This is a genomic window from Alkalihalobacillus bogoriensis ATCC BAA-922 (assembly GCF_000621445.1).
Taxonomy (GTDB): Bacteria; Bacillota; Bacilli; order Bacillales; family Bacillaceae_F; genus Bacillus_AO; species Bacillus_AO bogoriense.
In genome coordinates, this window is record NZ_KK211278.1 from 371,989 (window position 1) to 391,046 (window position 19,058).

19 protein-coding genes and 1 riboswitch are annotated in these 19,058 nt (G+C 38.0%); of the genes, 14 read left to right on the plus strand and 5 right to left on the minus strand.

Annotation, left to right across the window (positions count from 1 at the left end; translation table 11 throughout):
• The first annotated feature begins 28 nt into the window (after window positions 1-28).
• Window positions 29-1,648, plus strand: coding sequence for a nitrite/sulfite reductase (locus T323_RS0120565; protein ID WP_026674970.1), 1,620 nt, complete (start codon window positions 29-31; stop codon window positions 1,646-1,648).
• A complete protein-coding gene (locus T323_RS0120570) occupies window positions 1,648-1,842 on the plus strand; it encodes a DUF3906 family protein (RefSeq protein WP_026674971.1) in 195 nt (64 codons plus the stop codon). The genes T323_RS0120565 and T323_RS0120570 overlap by 1 nt, the downstream gene beginning before the upstream one ends.
• 221 nt (window positions 1,843-2,063) lie before the next feature.
• Here the strand turns inward: T323_RS0120570 and T323_RS0120575 are convergent, their stop codons facing one another.
• The 5 genes from T323_RS0120575 to T323_RS0120595 all read right to left on the minus strand — a co-directional run bounded on the left by T323_RS0120575 (window position 2,064) and on the right by T323_RS0120595 (window position 6,690).
• Window positions 2,064-2,531 (minus strand): hypothetical protein, encoded by a 468-nt coding sequence (locus T323_RS0120575; protein WP_026674972.1) that lies wholly within the window; start codon window positions 2,529-2,531, stop codon window positions 2,064-2,066.
• Window positions 2,532-2,778: 247 nt separating this feature from the next.
• Window positions 2,779-4,554, minus strand: coding sequence for a S8 family peptidase (locus T323_RS0120580; RefSeq protein ID WP_035179401.1), 1,776 nt, complete (start codon window positions 4,552-4,554; stop codon window positions 2,779-2,781).
• Complete coding sequence (locus tag T323_RS27250) at window positions 4,551-5,366, minus strand: divergent polysaccharide deacetylase family protein (protein ID WP_035179404.1); 816 nt, start codon at window positions 5,364-5,366, stop codon at window positions 4,551-4,553. Before T323_RS27250 ends, T323_RS0120580 begins: the two co-directional genes overlap by 4 nt.
• Entirely contained in the window at window positions 5,363-6,277 is a 915-nt protein-coding gene (locus T323_RS0120590; protein WP_035179406.1) for an NAD(P)/FAD-dependent oxidoreductase, read from the minus strand. Before T323_RS0120590 ends, T323_RS27250 begins: the two co-directional genes overlap by 4 nt.
• 110 nt (window positions 6,278-6,387) lie before the next feature.
• The gene (locus T323_RS0120595) at window positions 6,388-6,690 is read right to left on the minus strand and encodes a MerR family transcriptional regulator (protein WP_026674975.1); all 303 of its coding nucleotides are present in this window, start codon (window positions 6,688-6,690) and stop codon (window positions 6,388-6,390) included.
• 319 nt (window positions 6,691-7,009) lie between these two features.
• Here T323_RS0120595 and cobA point away from each other — a divergent pair, with 319 nt between their 5' ends.
• The 12 genes from cobA to cobI all read left to right on the plus strand — a co-directional run bounded on the left by cobA (window position 7,010) and on the right by cobI (window position 19,054).
• Window positions 7,010-8,455, plus strand: a complete 1,446-nt coding sequence (gene cobA, locus T323_RS0120600; protein ID WP_035179410.1) for a uroporphyrinogen-III C-methyltransferase — start codon at window positions 7,010-7,012, stop codon at window positions 8,453-8,455.
• A 9-nt stretch (window positions 8,456-8,464) separates the two neighbouring features.
• Entirely contained in the window at window positions 8,465-9,274 is an 810-nt protein-coding gene (locus T323_RS0120605) for a sirohydrochlorin chelatase (protein ID WP_026674977.1), read from the plus strand.
• 11 nt (window positions 9,275-9,285) lie between these two features.
• Complete coding sequence (locus tag T323_RS27255) at window positions 9,286-9,912, plus strand: NAD(P)-binding protein (protein WP_035179412.1); 627 nt, start codon at window positions 9,286-9,288, stop codon at window positions 9,910-9,912.
• 112 nt (window positions 9,913-10,024) lie between these two features.
• Window positions 10,025-10,828 carry a S1C family serine protease gene (locus tag T323_RS0120615; RefSeq protein WP_026674978.1) on the plus strand — a complete coding sequence of 268 codons (804 nt, stop codon included), beginning with the start codon at window positions 10,025-10,027 and terminating at the stop codon, window positions 10,826-10,828.
• Between the two features lie 81 nt (window positions 10,829-10,909).
• Window positions 10,910-11,707, plus strand: coding sequence for a PRC-barrel domain-containing protein (locus T323_RS0120620; RefSeq protein ID WP_084309344.1), 798 nt, complete (start codon window positions 10,910-10,912; stop codon window positions 11,705-11,707).
• 44 nt (window positions 11,708-11,751) lie between these two features.
• Window positions 11,752-11,937, plus strand: a riboswitch (cobalamin riboswitch).
• Between the two features lie 142 nt (window positions 11,938-12,079).
• Entirely contained in the window at window positions 12,080-13,699 is a 1,620-nt protein-coding gene (gene cobJ / locus T323_RS0120625; protein ID WP_026674980.1) for a precorrin-3B C(17)-methyltransferase, read from the plus strand.
• A 22-nt stretch (window positions 13,700-13,721) separates the two neighbouring features.
• On the plus strand, window positions 13,722-14,609 hold the full coding sequence (locus T323_RS0120630; protein ID WP_026674981.1) for a sirohydrochlorin chelatase: 888 nt from the start codon (window positions 13,722-13,724) through the stop codon (window positions 14,607-14,609).
• A 14-nt stretch (window positions 14,610-14,623) separates the two neighbouring features.
• On the plus strand, window positions 14,624-15,394 hold the full coding sequence (gene cobK / locus T323_RS0120635) for a precorrin-6A reductase (RefSeq protein ID WP_026674982.1): 771 nt from the start codon (window positions 14,624-14,626) through the stop codon (window positions 15,392-15,394).
• Entirely contained in the window at window positions 15,394-16,044 is a 651-nt protein-coding gene (locus T323_RS0120640; protein WP_026674983.1) for a precorrin-8X methylmutase, read from the plus strand. The genes cobK and T323_RS0120640 overlap by 1 nt, the downstream gene beginning before the upstream one ends.
• A 1-nt stretch (window position 16,045) precedes the next feature.
• Entirely contained in the window at window positions 16,046-17,170 is a 1,125-nt protein-coding gene (locus T323_RS0120645; protein WP_026674984.1) for a cobalt-precorrin-5B (C(1))-methyltransferase, read from the plus strand.
• Window positions 17,140-18,345: a bifunctional cobalt-precorrin-7 (C(5))-methyltransferase/cobalt-precorrin-6B (C(15))-methyltransferase gene (locus tag T323_RS0120650; protein ID WP_026674985.1), complete on the plus strand. Its 1,206-nt coding sequence runs from the start codon at window positions 17,140-17,142 to the stop codon at window positions 18,343-18,345. Before T323_RS0120645 ends, T323_RS0120650 begins: the two co-directional genes overlap by 31 nt.
• A gap of 1 nt (window position 18,346) precedes the next feature.
• Window positions 18,347-19,054, plus strand: coding sequence for a precorrin-2 C(20)-methyltransferase (gene cobI, locus T323_RS0120655; protein WP_026674986.1), 708 nt, complete (start codon window positions 18,347-18,349; stop codon window positions 19,052-19,054).
• Window positions 19,055-19,058 lie beyond the last annotated feature (4 nt).

Below are 19,058 nucleotides of genomic sequence, written 5' to 3' on the forward strand. Positions count from 1 at the left end.
CTTTGCATTTTAAAAAGGGGGGAATACAATGGCTTACGAAAAAGTATGGGCTCAAGATACGAGTAAGTTAAATAAAGATGAATTAAAAAAGCTGGAGAAAGATGGCTTAACGATTCTTGATGATATTCAAGTTTATGCAAAACAAGGATTTGATGCGATTCCAAAAGAAGACTGGAGTTTATTCAAGTGGGCTGGTCTTTATTTACAAAAGCCGAAAGAAGACGGCTATTTTATGATGCGTGTTAATATCCCGTCTGGAATTATTACGAATGAGCAAGCCGAGGTTTTAGCTGGAATTGGCCGTGATTATGGACGAGATGTTATCGATATTACAACACGACAAGCGATTCAATTTCACTGGTTAACGATTGAACAAATGCCAGATATTTTTGACCGATTAAAAAGTGTTGGTTTATCTTCAGTTGGTGCTTGTGGAGACATTCCTAGAACGATTGTAGGAAATCCGTTAGCAGGAATTGATCCAAATGAATTATTTGATACGAGACAAATTGTTGATGATATTTATTGGTTTTTCCAAAGCAACGAAGAATTCTCAAACTTACCGCGTAAATATAAAATGTCAATTTCTGCGAATGTTAATAATGCAGGACACGATCGCATTAACTGTTTAGCATTTACGCCAGCAATAAAAGAAATTGATGGAGAAGAAGTGCTAGGATTCCATATTAAAGTAGGGGGCGGCTTATCATCTAAGCCTTACTTAGCCGAAGAACTAGATGTGTTTGTAAGGCAAGAGCAGGCGAAAGATGTTGCCATCGCGATTACAACAATTTATCGTGACTATGGCTATCGTGAAAAACGCCACCGTGCTCGCTTGAAGTTTTTAATTGCGGATTGGGGACCTGAAAAATTCAAGGAAAAATTACTTGAGTACATTGAGCTTCCTTCAAAAGGAACTTGTCAAATTAAAGAGTGGAATGCAGGTTATTTCTATGGTGCGCATAAACAAAAGCAAGAAGGACTAAGCTATGTTGGATTTAATGTCCCTGTTGGTCGAATGGATTCTGCTGAATGGTTTGATCTCGCACGCATTGCAAAGGAATATGGGAATGGCGAAATTCGTACATGTAACTCGCAAAATCTTGTAGTTCCAAACGTTCCAGATGAAAAGGTTGAAGCGCTCCTACAAGAAAAGTTATTTGAGCGGATTACGACGTCACCTAAAAACTTCATGGCCTATTCTGTTTCCTGTACAGGAATTGAATATTGTAACCTTGCTTTAGTTGAGACAAAAGAACAAATGAGACGTGTAGCAGCATACTTAGATGAAAAAATCGAGATTGATGTTCCTGTTCGCATCCATATGGTCGGCTGTCCTAACTCTTGTGGTCAACGACAAATTGCCGATATTGGTTTACAAGGAATCAAAATGAAGACGAAAGATAAAGGCATGGTCGAAGCGTTTGAAATTCATGTTGGCGGAACGTTAGAAAAAGACATCGCCCAATTTAATGAAAAATTAAAAGGGAAAATTAGTGCTGATGACATTTCAGACGTGCTTGTTCAGCTATTACAATATTTCAAAGACAACAAAGAAGCAAAAGAGGATTTCTATCATTTTGTGAAACGTGTTGGCATAGAAACATTACAAATGCAATTAGATGGAATTCTTGGTGAGGCTTCTTAATGTATCTTTTTAAAATGGAAGTTGTGCTTGATATTGGAAATGTCGTTGTCATTGTCAGTGCGAAAGATGATGAATCTGCTTTTAGCTTAGCTGAAATCGAGATTGAACAACATTATTTAAAACTTCCGGACATTAAAGAGCTTAGTATTGTTGAAAAAAAACCTGTTCGCAAAGGTACTGGATTTGTAATTTAAAGAAGCCCGCAAAGGTTGAAATAGAACCTTTGCGGGTTTTCTGTTTCTAAAATGAAATCCGTTCGGACAAATGTTCCGTTATTTACTCCTTTTTCACACGGTTTGACTTTCATTAGGACATTCATTCCACTATGTAAAGAAATTCTACAAGAGTTTTCCTGAAAAAGCAGTAATAGCGGAACGTACGTCCGAACGAGTCTAACAGCAACTTTCCACTCTTATTATTGCGTTAATCGTGCTTTTTCCAATGCGTATTGTAATGCATACAATAAATAAGCTTTATAGTGGATGTAAATAAAAAACTGAACATAGTTTAACCGATCTAATTGTACAATTTTTATAGCTTTGAGGAACGGCATAAATATAAATGAAAAAAACGCATTAGTTAAAGCATTAAACCAAACAAATTTCTTGAAATTCCCATAGGATAAAGAAAGCATCCAAATCGAAAGGGGCATGTAAGGACCGAGGTCAAACGGGAGTTCATCCTTTAAAAAGGATTTCGGTTTATCATAAAATTTCCACCAATTTCGTTGATGGCCATAAATATGATTAATAATTTCAAACATCCCGATTATCACACTTGATAAAGCATACCGTCTAATTTTTGTTTTATCTACAAAGCATAGGGATAACCAAGGGATTAAAATCATAACGATGTTAAATATAGTATGTCGTCTTGCTAACATGATAGGATCACCTCTCATTTAATATTTATTCTTTTTTAAAATATCCAAATTAAATAAAACCATCCTTACAAAATTGTTTAAAACAACATAAGAAAAATGCGGGAGCGTCTTTCGTTTCAAGCGAAGTGCGGAGCCTTCGCTCTTCTAGAATAAGCTTTTTAAAATTTCACTGATAGAACAAAACTTTTATGGACTCTTATTTTTGAAAACAAGGACCATTTCAAAAGAAAATGGTCCTTGTTTTTTGCTATCTAATTTTTTGAAGGGCATTAGAAACATTAATTTCACCATGACCATAAAAAGGATCTCGTCCTCTTCGTCCTAAATCTTCAGAGGACTTTTTTATGATGCGATAAATTTGTTTATTAGTTAATTCAGGATTGGCAGCTTTTATTAATCCAGCAAGACCTGCAACATGTGGAGCGGCCATTGATGTTCCTGACATCACGACGTAATTGTTATTAGGAAAAAGACTTGGAATATGTTCCCCAGGCGCAGTTACATCGATATGCCCTCCGTAATTGGAGAAAAAGGCACGTTCACGGTTTTCTGTAACAGCACCTACTGTTAATACTTCTTTATACCTAGCAGGATACATTGGTGTGCTGACATTATCGTTTCCACTAGCGGCAATTAAAATAACATCATGATTATCTGCGTATTTAATTGCATCATGTAAAGCAAATGAACTGTGATAATCACCTAAACTCATATTAATAACTTGGGCGCCGTTGTCTACAGCCCATCGAATGCCTCTCGCCACTTCAAATGAAGTACCTTCTCCATTTTCATCAAGAACTTTAATCGGCAATATTAAATTTTCCCATGCGACACCTGCAATCCCTGTCACATTATTTGTTAAAGCGGCCGCAATCCCTGCCACATGTGTGCCATGTCCGTGTTCATCTGTCGTATCAGAAGAGCCGTCAATCGCATTAAACCCCTCTAACACTTTCCCCGCTAAATCTTGATGGTCTGGGTCAACCCCTGTGTCAAGAATTGCGATAATAATATCTTCATCACCACCAGAAAAGTTCCATCCGCTTTCAGCAGATATTTGACTTAAGTTCCATTGATAAGGGGCAAAAAACTCATCATTAGGCACAGTCACTTGTACAGTGGCTTGTTTGGTAATCACATAATTAGGTTCGACGAAATCAATATCGATTTCATGTGGAAGTAATTGTACTAAATCAACGGTTTCATATTCTGTTGATTCGATTACATAGTATGGAGAGCTATCTTCCTTTATCGATAATGTTTCATTATTGTGTAACCAACGTAAACCTTCTTCTTCATTTGTGAACTTAACAACGGCTTGTCTTGGGTAATATTCTCTTTGATCTTGTTCCTCTTCCTCGGAATGTACGACAATTTGCCAGCCTAATTCTGGTACGGTTTGAGCAGTAATATTTTCTGGTAAATCTGTTGTGGATGTCCAGTTTGCTTTTGTTCTATCTCCACCAGAAATAAAAAAGTTTCCATTTCCATCTGCTACAGAAGCAATATCTTTCACATAAGATGTAACAAATTGTAAATCAATCACACCAATAACATCTTTTGTTTCTGTTAATGGTTCTCTCATCACCATATACTGTTTATCATCGTGTTGGTATGGAGCAGAGTACGTGGTATTTTGTGTTGTTATTTCTTTCACTTTGTCATCTTGAACATGACCTACAGAAACTGTGATATCATCATCTTCTACAATGGCAAATCCTTCAAAATGAGGGTGTTCCCTTAGTTCTTCTTCAAATTTTGTCCGCAAAGTGGTAGTGCTTATATCCTTTTCGGCCCACCGTTGCAGTTGAAAAGATAATTGTGATAAAAACATTGAAGTTGTCATTGATAGGTCATCGGCAAGAACTTGATCCATCCCTCTATGCTCGAGCTCTTCTTGTTGTTTATTCGTAAGAGGGGAATAGCCTGTACCTTGTTCTTGTGGTTGGATTACATTGGAAAACACTAGTCCAATAATGAGGAGGAATAGTGCGCCAATGACAATCATTGATTTCTTCGTCATGATTGAACCTCCTTATTTCTAGGATGCCAAAAGTCTTCTAGATTTTTCTCGATTTCACTGTCGAGTAAATGGGACATTGGTACAATGATAATATTATGGTCTGTTAAATAGCCTAACCCATTTTGAATCCCTTTTACCGTTTCTTCTCCTTTGACACCAACATGGCCAATTCCGATGGCTGTACCTTTATGGCGAGCGATATTCGCTAGTTTTTTCATTTGTGTTGTCACATGCCCACTTGAAGAATGAGTATCATCTAAGAAAATGTCTCGAACCGCCCATGGGATACCTAACTCATCTGCCACTTTAGGAATATAGGATTTATTGCTAGTCCCACTATCGATGACATATAAATTACGTTCTTTAGCGACTTCAAGAATCGCTCTCGTTATTTCTTCGTCTTCTACAATTTTTGAACCCATATGATTGTTCAAACCTACCGCAAAAGGAACAGAATCAATTGCTAAATGAACACGTTTTTTCACTTCTTCAATCGAAAGATCACTTGTGATTGGGTTTGGACCTAACCACGATTTTTTCCCTTTTTTCGGTTCGAGTGGAAGGTGAACCATCACTTCAAATCCAAGTTCATGTGCATTTGTTGCTTGTTGTTTAGATTGTTCTAAAAACGGCATAACAGCAACGGTAATTGGGATATTGGAAGAGAAGAAAGAATCGACGCCTTTAACATCACCACCAAAGTCATCAATGATGATTGCCACCCGATGATTTTGTTTGTCGTCGGCAAATACCCCTTCTAATGGGAAAAAACAAAGAAGTAACGTTGTCAATATAATCCATTGTCGTTTCATGGTGTATGTTTCCCTCTTTCTGATAACAAACTTTTGTGAATCCAAATGGCGGCCTGAGCACCGTCACCCATTGCAATCGAAAGCAATTGTGAATGGGCAGTGGCATCCCCGACGGCAAAAACATGAGGAATATTCGTTTCTTTTGTCCGTGGGTTGACATTAATATGGTGATTTTCAAGTCGTTCCACACCTAATGATTTCGTCAGTGTCGTATTTACTTTAGAACCGGACATTGCAAGGAAGGCGTGTTTTACTTCGACTTTCTTTCCATTCTCGAGTTGTACACTTTGTAAGCTTGATTCATTTACCACTTGGATATCGCTAACTTTTTCATTATAGATTGGGATATTATGTTTCTTTAAAACATGTTTATGTTTATCATCAATATCAGTTTTATCATGATTAATAAACAAAATATCTTTAGACCAGTACGTTAGAACAGCAGCCATGCCCGCTCCTTTATTTCCAGAGCCGATAACGACCGTTTTTTTATTTTTAATTTCATAGCCATCACAATCAGGACAAAGGAAAATGCTTTTCCCTAAACAAGGTTTAATTCGATCAATCGGAGGAAGGCGATCTTCAATTCCTGTGGCAATTAACATCCGTTTTCCACAAAAAGCAGAACTGTCAGTTATCGCTTGAAATCCATCAGGAGATTTTACTACATCTTTTACTTCATCTAATATAAATTCAACTCCATATTGTTCTGCTTGTTTTCTACCGATTGTTCGAAAATATTCTCCTGAAACGCCGTCTGGCCATCCTAACAAGTTATGGTACTCTTGGCATAACTCTGAACGTCCACCACCTTTATCGATAACAAGGATTTTATGGTCGTATCGTCCTAGCTGAATGGCAGCTTGTAACCCTGCAATTCCACCGCCAATGATGACACAATCAAAGATCATCCCATTTCAATCCTTTCTGTTCTAAAAGTTATTGTTAGCTTTCCATAAAGGAAATGAAGTTATGAAAAAAATAAAACACGACTAACAAAAAAATGTTGTTAGTCGTGTTTTTATTTTCGGATATTAAAAGCAGCGTTAATTTGACCACGAAGCATCCGTTCACGCACTTCTTTTTTACGAATGGCTTTTTGTTCCATTCGACGAATTTCATAAGTTTGCATTCCATCTTCCATTTTATTGGCGATGTCAACTAACCGCTCGACATCTAAAAAAGAATATTTACGTGTGCCTCCTTTTGAACGTTCAGGAAAAATTAATTTTCGTTCTTCATAATAGCGGATTTTTCGTTCAGATAAACCTGTTAATTCACTTACGATTCCAATCGTAATTACTTTTTTATCTCTATAGGACACGTATTGCCACTCCTCTCGAAAACATTGATGCTATTGGAATTACATTTACTATAACACATCAGTTTCAGAAAAGGAGACGTAGTGTCAGATAATCTAACAAAAATCATAGATGCCGAAAATAGCATGTTATAATAAAATGACATTAGCACAGAATTCCAAATAAAAAGGTGTAACGAAATGTGACAACAAGGAGAAAATAAGGGAACAATATATTGAATTAATATGTAAGTTTGGCTATACTTTATAAAACACATCTATTAACTCGGGAATAACGTTAAGTGTGAAAAGAGAAGTGGAACAAAGGAGAGGAGCGGGTCAAATGACAGGAAAAGTATATTTAGTCGGAGCAGGACCTGGAGATATCGGATTAATTACAGTAAAGGGGAAGGAATGCTTACAAAAAGCTGAGGTTGTTTTATATGACCGACTTATTAATCCGGTATTACTGTCTTTTGTAAAACCGAGTACGGAATTAATCTACTGTGGCAAGTTGCCAGATCGGCACTTTTTACGTCAAGAAGCAATTAATGCGCTGTTAGTGGAAAAGGCACTAGAAGGAAAAACGGTTGTTCGCTTAAAGGGTGGAGACCCAAGCGTTTTCGGTCGAGTAGGTGAAGAAGCAGAAGAGCTTGTTCTTCATAATATTGAATATGAAATCATTCCTGGGGTAACTTCGAGTATAGCGGCAGCTTCTTATGCGGGAATCCCTGTCACCCATCGTGAATATGGGTTCTCTTTTGCGGTTGTCACTGGCCATGATAAATCTAGTTCAGGGAAGCCCATTATTGATTGGGCGGCATTAGCTGGGATTGATACGATTGCTTTTTATATGGGTGTTGGCAATATAAAGTATATTACAGAACAACTAATGTCTCATCAAAAATCACCGGATACCCCTGTTATATTGATTCAATGGGGGACGTATGGTAGGCAAAAAACGCTAGAAGGAACTTTAGCGACGATATCTCAGAAAGTAGCTGAAGTGAAATTTTCAAATCCTGCCATTACGTTAGTCGGTAACATTGTCGCGTTACGTGAAAAGCTTGCATGGTTTGAAAATAAAAAACTTCATGGAAAACAAATTATAGTTGCGAGAACGGGAACAGGTGAGAGTGAACTCGGAAAGAAACTTGAAAAATATGGGGCAGAGGTTGTCCATTACCCACAATTTACAACGGTAAAAAAGGATGTGGCAGCAAATCTAATACAAAACTTACATCAATATGAACAAATTTTATTCTTATCACCGGAAAGTGTCCAATTTTTTATGCAAGCGTTAGTTTATATAAAGAAAGATCTTCGAAAAGTACAAGCAGATTTTGCTGTCCACTCTGTAAAATCTGAACGTGAGTTACTAAAATATGGCTGTTTTTCGGAACCGTTTGATAAAACAAAACGAACTCTTGTTGTTGGAACGAATGCACAATATGAAGCAGGAGACTATGGTGCGATGGACTTTTATGAAACACATCATACAGAAATTCAAGAAAAAAGTCACATTATTCTCCAACGTCTTTTAGCGGATGAGACTGTCAATACAATTGTTTTTCCAAGTTCAGCTGCTGTTGCTACATTTGTTGACGCAGTCTGTAAAGTTGAACCAAATGCAGTTGAACAGTTGCAACATTGTCATATTATCTGTTACGGGCAAAAATCGTATGATGCTGCAGTTGCGTTTGGTTTTGTTCATGTACAGATGGCAAACGAGCCAACAGTTGATTCTGTTGTAGAAGGATTAATGACGGAAACTTTACAAACAAAGTAGGTGGGGAATATGCAAGCAGTTTTATATATTGGTCATGGTACGAGGATTAAAGAAGGAGTGTCTCAATTTGAATTATTTATTAGAAAAGTAAAGGAGGTCGTTGATGTCCCGGTTCAGCACCATAGTTTTATTGAGCTTGCTGATCCTAGCATTGAAGAAGGGATCAAAGCTTGTGTTGAGCAAGGGGCAACATCGATTGCAATTGTCCCCGTTTTGCTATTAGCAGCTGGACATGCGAAGCTCGATATTCCAGAAGAAATAGACAAAGCTAAACGAAGATATCCTTCGGTTTCGTTTACATATGGTCGTGTTATCGGAATCGATAAGAGGATGACGAAGATGGTTGTTGATCGTCTTATTCAACAAGGCTTACAATTAGAGGCAGATGAAACAACTCAGCACCAAACAGCAGTATTGTTAGTTGGCCGCGGTAGTAGTGACGCTGATGCCAATAGTGACCTTGCGAAATTAGCTAGATTGATTTGGGAAGCAGCTCCAGTTGATCATGTTGAAACTTGTTATTTAGCAGCAACAAAGCCTTCATTTGACCAAGGTCTAGAACGTGTGGGACAACTTCCACATAAAAAGGTTTATGTCATTCCATATCTTTTGTTTACAGGAATCTTATTGAAGCAAATGGATGCAAAAATTACAAAATTAAACGAACGATTGTCAGCAAAAGACATTGTTCTATGTGATTATTTAGGGTATCACCCAGACTTAATTAATGTGATAAAAGACAGAGTGAAGGAAACGATAGAAAATAAAGTACCCGTCAATTGTGACGCCTGTCAATATCGTGTAGTTATTTCGTCGTAAGGAGCGTAACTATGTCATTATATCCGATTATGGTTCACCTTAAAAATAAAAAAGTCGCCGTTGTTGGTGGGGGAGGAATTGCTGTAAGAAAAATAAGCGGACTTCTTGAGGCTAACGCAAATGTGACTGTTATTTCTCCAACCTTACATGAGGCTTTAATAGAACTTGTAAAAGAACAAAAAATAAAGTGGATAGAAGATATATTTAGACCAGCTTATATTGAATCTGCTATGTTTATCTTTGCAGCGACGAATGATACCGAGGTAAATGAGATGGTATATAAAAGTGCATATGAACATCAATTAGTTAATCGTGTTGATTCTCAAGAAAATAGTGATTTTTATTTGCCTTCAGTAGTGAAACGTGGAAAGTTAACAATCGCAGTATCGACAAATGGAGCGAGCCCTTCATTGGCAAAGAAAATAAAACAGGAGCTTGAACACGATTATAATGAGAGTTATTGTGAATATGTTGATTTTTTATCTTGGGCTAGAAGTGAAATCAAACAGAAAATCAGTGATGAACGAGCCCGAAAACTTTTATTAAAACGAATCATTGACGATGAAGTGTATAAAATAAACGAAAAATATGAGCAAGTGAAAAAATGGATAAAAGAAAACGACCTGAAACTAGATTGATAGAAGGTCGTTTTTTATTGAGAAAAAAGCTAATTACATTCAAGTTGTTTTTACAATAGGGAAGCGGTTTGGTACTCTATTAATAGAATAAAAATGAATGGTGGAGAAGTCGATGACGAAAAATGAAGAGGAGAAGAATGAACATCTTCCTGATGAGGAAATCGATGAATCTTATGTGCCGACAGCAGAAGATTTTTTAGTGGATGAAGAAGAGGATGAATCGACAATAAAGAAAAAGCAAAGGCGAACGAAGCTTAAAAGATGGATTGCCATCGGTGTTGCTTTTGTTCTTTTTCTTAATGGATTTGCATTTATTTTCCAACAATATAGTATGGATACGATAGAATTTTTGAAAACATCATACCGGCTTTCTCAACAAGAGGATATTCAAACGTATAAACAAGCAGTTGTTACGATTCAAGGAGAGCGCTTAAAAGGGACGGGTTTTAATATAGCAGAAGATGGTTTAATTGTGACAAATCATCATGTTATTGAAGGTTTACAAGGCATTGGCGTTTCTTTTCCTAATGGAGAGATGTATGTCGCTACAATTATTGAATCCTACCCTGAGATTGATATTGCCTTCTTACAAATAGAAGGAGAACATTTACCATATCTCTCATTGCGAGAAAATAGCGGGGATGTGGATGAACACATTTATGTCATTGGCAACCCGTTATCCTTTGCTTGGATAAGTAATGAGGGTGAAATTTTATCGTATGAAGAAGAAGTTGTGACGATCTCTGCCCCGATTTATCGTGGCAATAGCGGTAGCCCTGTTATTGGTACTGATGGGGAAGTCGTGGCTGTTGTTTATGCAAAAACAGTCCCAGCAATCGGAAGTGGAGATTCCTCTGTCGGCTTGGCGGTTCCAGTTGAAAAAGTTAGAAAAAAACTAGCAAACATAAACGAGTAGTTTTCTCGTTTATGTTTATTTTTTCGTATTCACGGTTATGGAATACTAGAAAGCAATCATAAATACTTGAAGGAGTGATAGATGATGCTATTCTATTCTAGTTCTTTAGAAAGGTATTCCATCGAAGCAAAAGACGGTTCAATTGGAGTAGTGGAAGATGTTTATTTCGACGAAGACAATTGGACAATTCGTTATTTAGTTGTCAACACGAATCCGTGGTTACCCGGACAAAAAAGGTTAATTAGCCCAATTTCAATCGAATCAGTAGATACGTTAGCTAATATGGTACGTGTGGAATTAACAAAAGAAGAAATAAAAAATAGCCCGTCGATTGATACTCATTTGCCTATATCAAAGCAATATGAAAAAAAGTTTCATGATTTCTATGGTTATCCTCCTTATTGGGTTGGGCCTGGTGTATGGGGCAATGAAACATATGCAAGAGGGGTACTGCTACAACATGCAGAAGTTGCTGGTGGCTCAATAAAAGAGGAGTTTATGAAACGTGAGATGGATAAATACGAAGCGGAAGAAAAATCACCATTGCATAGTGGGAAAGAAATCACTGGTAAGTTGAATGGTTACCGAATAAATGCAAAAGATGATACTTTTGGACAAGTAATTGATATTGTTATTGAAAAAGATACATGGATGATTCGATATTTTGTAGTTGAAACGAAGAAATGGCTTCCTTCTAAAGAAGTCATTGTTTCAACAGAGTGGATTCAGTCTGTCAACTGGGAAAATCGAGAAATCCAAATGGATATTACAAAGCAAGAAGTTGAAAATAGTCCACAATATAGTAGGGATAAGCATCCAGACCGAGAGTTTGAACATCAATTGTTTACCCATTATAGACGCCGAAAATATTGGGATTAACATTGACAACATTTTCATCTTTCTATAATCTAAAGAGAGGAAAATGAATAGTTTAGGAAAAAGGTGAAGATTCTAGTAATCTTCTAAATGGGAAGTCGGTGAAAGTCCGACGCGGTCCCGCCACTGTAAGTAGGTTGTTTCTTTCATATCCACTGTTTCAGTTTTTGAAATGGGAAGGGGAAAAAACGAAAACTACGAGCCAGGAGACCTGCCTTTTTTAACGACACTGTTTGACCTACGGGAGATAGGAAGGTGTTAGAGAGCGGCGTCTCATCTAAGATTAGAATTTTTTTTCAACTCTTATACGTCAAAGCATCTCTAACCCTGTCTTTGGGTAGAGGTGCTTTTTATATTGAAAAAGGAGGGTGAACAATGACTGAGAACAAAAGAGGAAAGCTGTTAATTGTTGGATTTGGTCCAGGGAGTGAGCAACATATGACAGCTCGAGCGAAAGAAGCGATTTTAGAAAGTGATTCAATAATTGGTTATAACACTTACATAGATTTAATTCGTCCTTTATTAACAAATCAAGAAATTGTCCGTACGGGCATGACAGAAGAAGTGAGCCGAGCGCAAGAAGCCGTTAAACAAGCGGAGTCAGGAAAAGTAGTTGCTGTTATTTCAAGTGGTGATGCTGGTGTCTATGGCATGGCAGGACTTGTATATGAAGTACTTATTGAAAAAGGGTGGAAAGAAGAAACAGGTGTTGCTGTTGAAATCATACCTGGTATTTCGGCTATTAATTCTTGTGCAGCGCTTCTTGGTGCACCGATTATGCATGATGCCTGTACGATCAGTTTAAGCGACCATTTAACACCTTGGGAATTGATTAAACGCCGGGTCGAAGCGGCAGCACAAGCGGACTTTGTCATTGCATTGTACAATCCAAGAAGTGGGAGAAGAACAAAACAGATTGTAGAAACACAACAAATTCTATTACAATATCGTTCTCCTAAAACACCAGTTGGGTTAGTAAAAAGTGCGTATCGAGAAAGACAAGTTGTCATTATGACAGATTTAGAATCGATGTTAGAACATGAAATTGGGATGTTAACAACAGTCATTATCGGAAATAACTCTACGTTCATGTATGACGGAAAAATTATAACGCCACGAGGCTATCAAAGGAAATATACCCTTGCAGCTGAAGAACAACCGTTAAAGCCTCATCAACGACTAAAAGAAGAAGCGGAACCATGGGCGATGCATCAAGGTCAAGCCGAACAAGAGATACAAAAAACAACTTCTGTGCTTGAGTTAGCTGAAGAAGCGCTTGAAAAAGTCGTAGGAAAATCTGAAGTGGCAGCAACGGCTGTACAAGAAAAACGAGTATCGTTTCAACAGACAGCTGTATTTGAATTTGCGGTGTCACCAGGAATTGTTTCGAAAAAGCTATCACCGAAGCAAATGTTAACATTAGTAGAAACGGTTGGAGAAGAGGCAACGATTGAATATACACCAGACCATCAGTTAAAAGTGTCTGTTGAAACAAATGACCCAAATGGGATAACGGAAAAATTACGAGCTGAAGGGTTGCTCCTTTTACCGATAGGGGATGTTGTTACGATTAAAGCTTGTGATTTCTGTGACGGAGAGAAGGCTGATTCGATTCCACAAGCAGAAGAGCTTCAGCAATTAATAGGGGGAGATAGCGTTCCAAAACAATTGCATATCGGCTTTAATGGCTGTGGGATGGCATGTTACGGTGCACCTATGAACGATATCGGTTTAATTTACCGGAAAAAAGCGTTTGATTTATTTATTGGAGCGAAAATAACTGGAAGAAATGCACACGTTGGACAACTTGTGGCTGAAGGAGTAGCACCTGATAAAATCGTGGAGCTTGTTGTTTCGATCGTGAATGATTATAAAAAACGTGGCTTGCCAAATGAACGGTTTCATAAATTTTTTAAGAGAGTACAAATCGTTGAAGGCTTTACGTATAAAGAAGTTCCTGATCAAGTTGTTGTAGATGCAGTTTGTGGAGATTAAAAAATAATAAGGGGTTGTTTACATGGATGCGATTTTATTTATTGGACATGGTAGTAAAGTAAAAGAAGGAAATGATCAAGTATTACAATTTGTACAATCAATGAGACAAGAAATCAAGGTTCCGATTGTAGAAACCTGTTTTTTAGAGTTTGCCAAACCGACAATTCCAGCTGGGATCGATGCGGTTGTTGCTAAAGGTGCGACAAGAGTCGCTTTAGTTCCGATGATGTTCTTTTCAGCTGGACATAGTAAAATTCATATCCCACATGAAATTGATGAAGCAAAAGAAAAATACCCTCATGTTCAATTTACATACGGTCGTCCGATTGGCGTCCACGATAAATTATTTGACATTTTAGTAGGAAGATTACAAGAAGTTGGATTTACCCCTACGGAATATGATGAGAAAAAAGCCGTACTGCTCGTTGGTCGTGGAAGTAGTGATGCGGATGCAAATAGTGAACTTTATAAAATTTCAAGATTATTATCAGAACGTTTGCATATGACAAACGTCGAGTTGTCTTTTATTGGGGTGACAAGTCCAACCGTAGAAGAAGGAATCGAACGCTGTTTGAAGTTAGATGCGACATCGGTTTATATCGTTCCATATTTTTTCTTTACGGGAGTACTAATGGAAAGAATGGAAGAAAAACGCCGACAGTTTGTCGCTAACTATCCAAACTTTGATTTTCATATGACGTCATTTTTCGGTTTTCATCCAGAATTAAAAACGATATTTATTGACAGGGCACTAGAAGCATTAGAAGGAGAAGCGAAATTAAATTGTGATGTTTGTCAATACCGTCTTCATGCATTAGAACATATGGATGTGCATCACCACCATCATGACCATGATCACCACCATGATCATCACCATCATCATGAGCATGACCACGAGCCTGTAAAGTAAAGGAAGGGATAACAATGATATTTTTACTTGCAGGTACGAGTGATGCAAGAGAACTAGGTTTGATGCTTCAGCAAGAAGGATATGACCTTATCACCTCTGTTGTGACAGAAAACGCAGGAGAAGTGATGAAGCAGCATGGTCTACGTGTTTTAATAGGACGATTGGATGCTGAACAATTAATAAGTGTCATTAGTGAGAATGAAGCTTCTATTATTGTTGATGCAACACATCCATTTGCAGAGGAAGCGTCGAAAAATGCGATGGCGGCAGCAAGTCAGCTTGAAATTCCTTATATTCGATTTGAACGAAAATCATTTGAAGGGCAAGATTCTCTTATCACAGAAGTAGCGTCTTATGAGGAAGCCGCTGTTCTTGCGGCAAGCCGTGGTGGAGTGATTATGCTGACGACAGGAAGCAAAACCCTGCAAGTGTTTGCAAATCATTTATTGCCACTTGAGAATGTTAGAATGATTGCAAGAATGTTGCCAAGAAAAGACAATATGGAAAAGTGTGAACAATTAGGAGTCGAACAAAAAAACATTGTTGCGATTCAAGGGCCATTTTCAAAGCAATTAAATAAAGCACTTTACACGCAATATGGAGTGACCCAAGTGGTGACAAAGGAAAGTGGGAAAGTCGGCTCTGTTGATGAAAAAGTAGAGGCAGCAAAAGAGCTAGGGATTCCGATTATTATGATCGCTAGACCAAAAATAGAGTATGGGAACGTCTATCATTCTTTTGAAGATGTCATAAATACGATAAAAACGATGGAGGTGTCGGTGTAATGGATTTTCAAACGGAATTTAAACCGTTAACAGTACAACCGCAGGAAATAGAAGGAAAGAGTTTTGAGATGATTGATGAGGAAGTGGGAGAGCACTCTTTTACAGAAGAACAATATAAAGTGGTCCAACGAATTATTCATGCTTCAGCAGATTTTGAATTAGGAAAAAGTGTAGTGTTTCACCCAAATGCGGTGCAAGCAGGGATTGAGGCTATTCGTTCAGGGAAAATGGTTGTTGCCGATGTGCAAATGATCCAAAGTGGTATCAGTAAACCACGAATTGAAAAATTTGGTGGCCATGTTCGTGTTTATATTTCTGACGAAGATGTAATGGAAGAAGCGAAACGTCTAAATACAACGAGAGCAATTATTTCGATGCGCAAAGCAATTAAAGAAGCAGAAGGTGGGATTTTTGCAATAGGAAATGCTCCTACTGCTTTATTGGAACTCATCCGTCTAGTGAAAACAGGAGAAGCTCGCCCAGGATTAATTGTTGGGATGCCGGTTGGATTTGTGTCTGCTGCTGAATCAAAAGAAGAATTAGCGAAATTAGATGTACCATTTATCACGAATATGGGTCGAAAAGGTGGAAGTCCTGTAACCGTTGCAGCGGTTAATGCGATTTCTTTATTAGCTCAAAAGCAGGGATAAAATGAAAAAGCAAACAAAAGACCCGAAGGAAATGAGACGCGGCTATACAACCGGTGCAAATGCAACAGCAGCAACGAAAGCAGCATTAATGTCTTTATTGTTACAAACAAAAGTACGGACGGTTGAAATTACGTTACCAATAGGGGAAGATATTGCATTTTCAATGGAGGATGTGGCGTTTACTGAAAAGGAAGCGACTGCGAGTGTCATTAAAGATGCTGGTGACGACCCTGATGCAACACATAAAGCAAAAATTGTGTCAACAGTTACATTTACGAGTAAAGAGGGCATCGAAATTGATGGTGGAATTGGAGTGGGCCGGGTGACGAAACCTGGTCTTCCTGTTCCTGTCGGGGAAGCGGCAATTAATCCGGTTCCTCGCAAAATGTTAAAGGAAACGGTTCAAGAATTACTGGAACATTTCGGTGTGTATCAAGGAATCCGTGTTGTCATTTCTGTTCCAGACGGGGAAGAGATTGCAAAAAAAACATTAAACGCAAGGCTTGGCATTATTGGCGGAATATCGATATTAGGAACTCGGGGGATTGTTGTACCGTTTTCTACTTCTGCTTACCGTGCGAGTGTGGCCCAAGCGATTAATGTAGCAGTGACAAATGGGTGTGAGCGATTGTTTTTAACAACGGGTGGACGAAGTGAAAAATATGCAATTGCATTATACCGTGACCATCCTGAAGAAGCCTTTATTGAAATGGGTGACTTTGTCGGTTTTGCCCTTAAGCAATGTAAAGCAAAAAAAGTGAAGCATGTAACCCTTGTAGGTATGATGGGGAAATTTTCAAAGGTTGCTCAAGGGATTATGAATGTCCATTCTAAAAGCGCACCTGTTGATTTTCATTTTTTGGCGGATGTGGCAAAGGATGCTGGTGTGGAAGAAAGCTTATTAGATGAAATTAAACAAGCCAATACCGCATCACAAGTCGGAACAATGATGTTTGAACATGGCTATTCCTCATTTTTTTCAAAGTTATGTCAATACGGTTCTGAATCAGGATTAAAAGAAGTTCGAGGTGGAATGGAAATCGAAACAATTATTACGTCAATGCAAGGAGATGTATTAGGGAGGGAAACAGTGTCATGGGACAACCTATCAAAATCATCGGAGTAACGGAAAGTGGCATCGCTAGCTTGCCTCAACAGTACCGAGAATGGATCGAAGAAAGTGAACAATTAGTTGGTGGTGAACGTTTGTTAGAATTTTTTCCATTTTACAAAGGGGAAAAGATTGTTGTGAAATCGGGCCTTTCAAAGATGGTGGAGACACTTCAACAAACATCCAAAAAAACAGTAGTCTTAGCTTCGGGTGATCCGTTGTTTTTTGGGATTGGTGGATATTTAGCAAAGAAAATTGATGTTGAGATTTATCCTAATATTAGTTCGCTTCAACAAGCGTTTGCCAAAATGAAGGAAAGCTGGCATGATTGTTTCTTTGTTAGTGTCCATGGCCGCAATATAAAAGGACTCGCGCAAAAAATCGATGGCTATGAAAAAGTTTGTCTGTTAACAGATGAAACAAATACCCCGAAAGCAATTGCCTCTTATTTACTTGAATTTGGAATGGATGAATATGAGGCTTTTATTGTAGAAACGGTTGGAGGAGAGTCTGAAAAAACAACGTTTATGACACTATCAGACATGATGTCATATGACGCCCACCCGCTAAATGTAGTCATTTTAAAACAGAAAAACCAAAGAAAAAGATGGACTTTAGGTATTCCTGACGCAGAATTTTCCCAACGCAAGCCAGATAAAGGGTTAATCACAAAAAAAGAAATTCGTGTGTTAAGCATTGGAGAACTCAACTTACATAAAAAAAGTACGGTATGGGACATTGGAACATGTACAGGTTCGATGGCGATTGAAGCAGCAAGAATCGCAAAAGAAGGACAAGTATTTGCGATTGAAAAAAATGAAAGTGACTTGCAAAACTGCTATGAAAATATGAAAAAATTTCAAGCTGATATTACCGCAATTTGTGGGAAAGCCCCTGCTAGATTAGATGAGTTTCCAGACCCTGATGCAATTTTTATCGGAGGAACAGGTGGAGAAATGAAAGAGTTACTGTCGGTTTGTGCTAGTCGATTAAAGGCGCATGGGCGGATCGTGTTAAATGCGGCTACGATTGAAACGTTATATGAGGCAACAGATATTTTAAAGCAATTGAAATTAAAGGTTTCGATAACACTCGCACAAATTTCAAGAAGTAAACCAATTTTACATATGACTCGATTTGAAGGATTGAATCCAGTTTACATTATTACAGCAGCAAAAGAGGAGGAGTAATATGCCACTAGGAACCGTTTATGGTGTGGGAGTTGGTCCAGGAGACCCAGAATTAATTACTGTAAAAGCGTACCGAATGATGAAGGAAGCAGATGTTGTCGCTTATCCGAAAAAACGAAAAGGGGCAAAAAGTTACGCGTATCAAATTATCGAGCAATATGTGAATCCAAATGAAAAAGAAATGTTAGGGTTAGTTTTTCCGATGACAAAGGATAAAGACGTCCTTGCACGAGAATGGAATCGAATAGTTGAGCAAGTATGGATTTATGTAAAAGAAGGGAAGTCGGTTGCATTTGTTACGGAAGGTGACCCGATGTTATATAGCACCTTTATTCATTTGTACCGTTTGTTAAAGCAAAAATATCCCGAAGTGGAAGTGAAATCGATTCCAGGCATATCGTCTGTAAATGGAGTAGCCTCACAATTAGGAATTCCTCTAGCTGATGGAGATGATTGGACAGCGGTCATTCCTGCAACAGAGAATAGAGAGGCCATGAGAAAAGCATTACAAGACCATGATGGTATCGTATTTATAAAAGTAGCGAAAGTGCTACCGATGATGATTGAACTACTAGAAGAGCTTGAACTCGTTGACAAAGCTACGGTTGTGACGAAAGTGACTTCCAGTGAAGAAGTCGTATGGAAAGATATAACGGAACTTCGCCATGCGGAATTAGAATATTTAACACTTATGCTCGTAAGAAAGTAAGGTG

Bases quoted from the DNA above. Each gene is read 5' to 3' on its own strand.
- T323_RS0120575 (WP_026674972.1), bottom strand. From the start codon at position 2,531: ATGTTAGCAAGACGACATACTATATTTAACATCGTTATGATTTTAATC.
- T323_RS0120590 (WP_035179406.1), bottom strand. From the start codon at position 6,277: ATGATCTTTGATTGTGTCATCATTGGCGGTGGAATTGCAGGGTTACAA.
- T323_RS0120615 (WP_026674978.1), top strand. From the start codon at position 10,025: ATGACGAAAAATGAAGAGGAGAAGAATGAACATCTTCCTGATGAGGAA.
- cobJ (WP_026674980.1), top strand. From the start codon at position 12,080: ATGACTGAGAACAAAAGAGGAAAGCTGTTAATTGTTGGATTTGGTCCA.
- T323_RS0120640 (WP_026674983.1), top strand. From the start codon at position 15,394: ATGGATTTTCAAACGGAATTTAAACCGTTAACAGTACAACCGCAGGAA.
- T323_RS0120570 (WP_026674971.1), top strand. From the start codon at position 1,648: ATGTATCTTTTTAAAATGGAAGTTGTGCTTGATATTGGAAATGTCGTT.
- cobA (WP_035179410.1), top strand. From the start codon at position 7,010: ATGACAGGAAAAGTATATTTAGTCGGAGCAGGACCTGGAGATATCGGA.
- T323_RS27250 (WP_035179404.1), bottom strand. From the start codon at position 5,366: ATGAAACGACAATGGATTATATTGACAACGTTACTTCTTTGTTTTTTC.
- T323_RS0120565 (WP_026674970.1), top strand. From the start codon at position 29: ATGGCTTACGAAAAAGTATGGGCTCAAGATACGAGTAAGTTAAATAAA.
- T323_RS0120605 (WP_026674977.1), top strand. From the start codon at position 8,465: ATGCAAGCAGTTTTATATATTGGTCATGGTACGAGGATTAAAGAAGGA.
- cobI (WP_026674986.1), top strand. From the start codon at position 18,347: ATGCCACTAGGAACCGTTTATGGTGTGGGAGTTGGTCCAGGAGACCCA.
- T323_RS0120645 (WP_026674984.1), top strand. From the start codon at position 16,046: ATGAAAAAGCAAACAAAAGACCCGAAGGAAATGAGACGCGGCTATACA.
- T323_RS27255 (WP_035179412.1), top strand. From the start codon at position 9,286: ATGTCATTATATCCGATTATGGTTCACCTTAAAAATAAAAAAGTCGCC.
- T323_RS0120620 (WP_084309344.1), top strand. From the start codon at position 10,910: ATGATGCTATTCTATTCTAGTTCTTTAGAAAGGTATTCCATCGAAGCA.
- T323_RS0120580 (WP_035179401.1), bottom strand. From the start codon at position 4,554: ATGACGAAGAAATCAATGATTGTCATTGGCGCACTATTCCTCCTCATT.
- T323_RS0120630 (WP_026674981.1), top strand. From the start codon at position 13,722: ATGGATGCGATTTTATTTATTGGACATGGTAGTAAAGTAAAAGAAGGA.
- cobK (WP_026674982.1), top strand. From the start codon at position 14,624: ATGATATTTTTACTTGCAGGTACGAGTGATGCAAGAGAACTAGGTTTG.
- T323_RS0120650 (WP_026674985.1), top strand. From the start codon at position 17,140: ATGGGACAACCTATCAAAATCATCGGAGTAACGGAAAGTGGCATCGCT.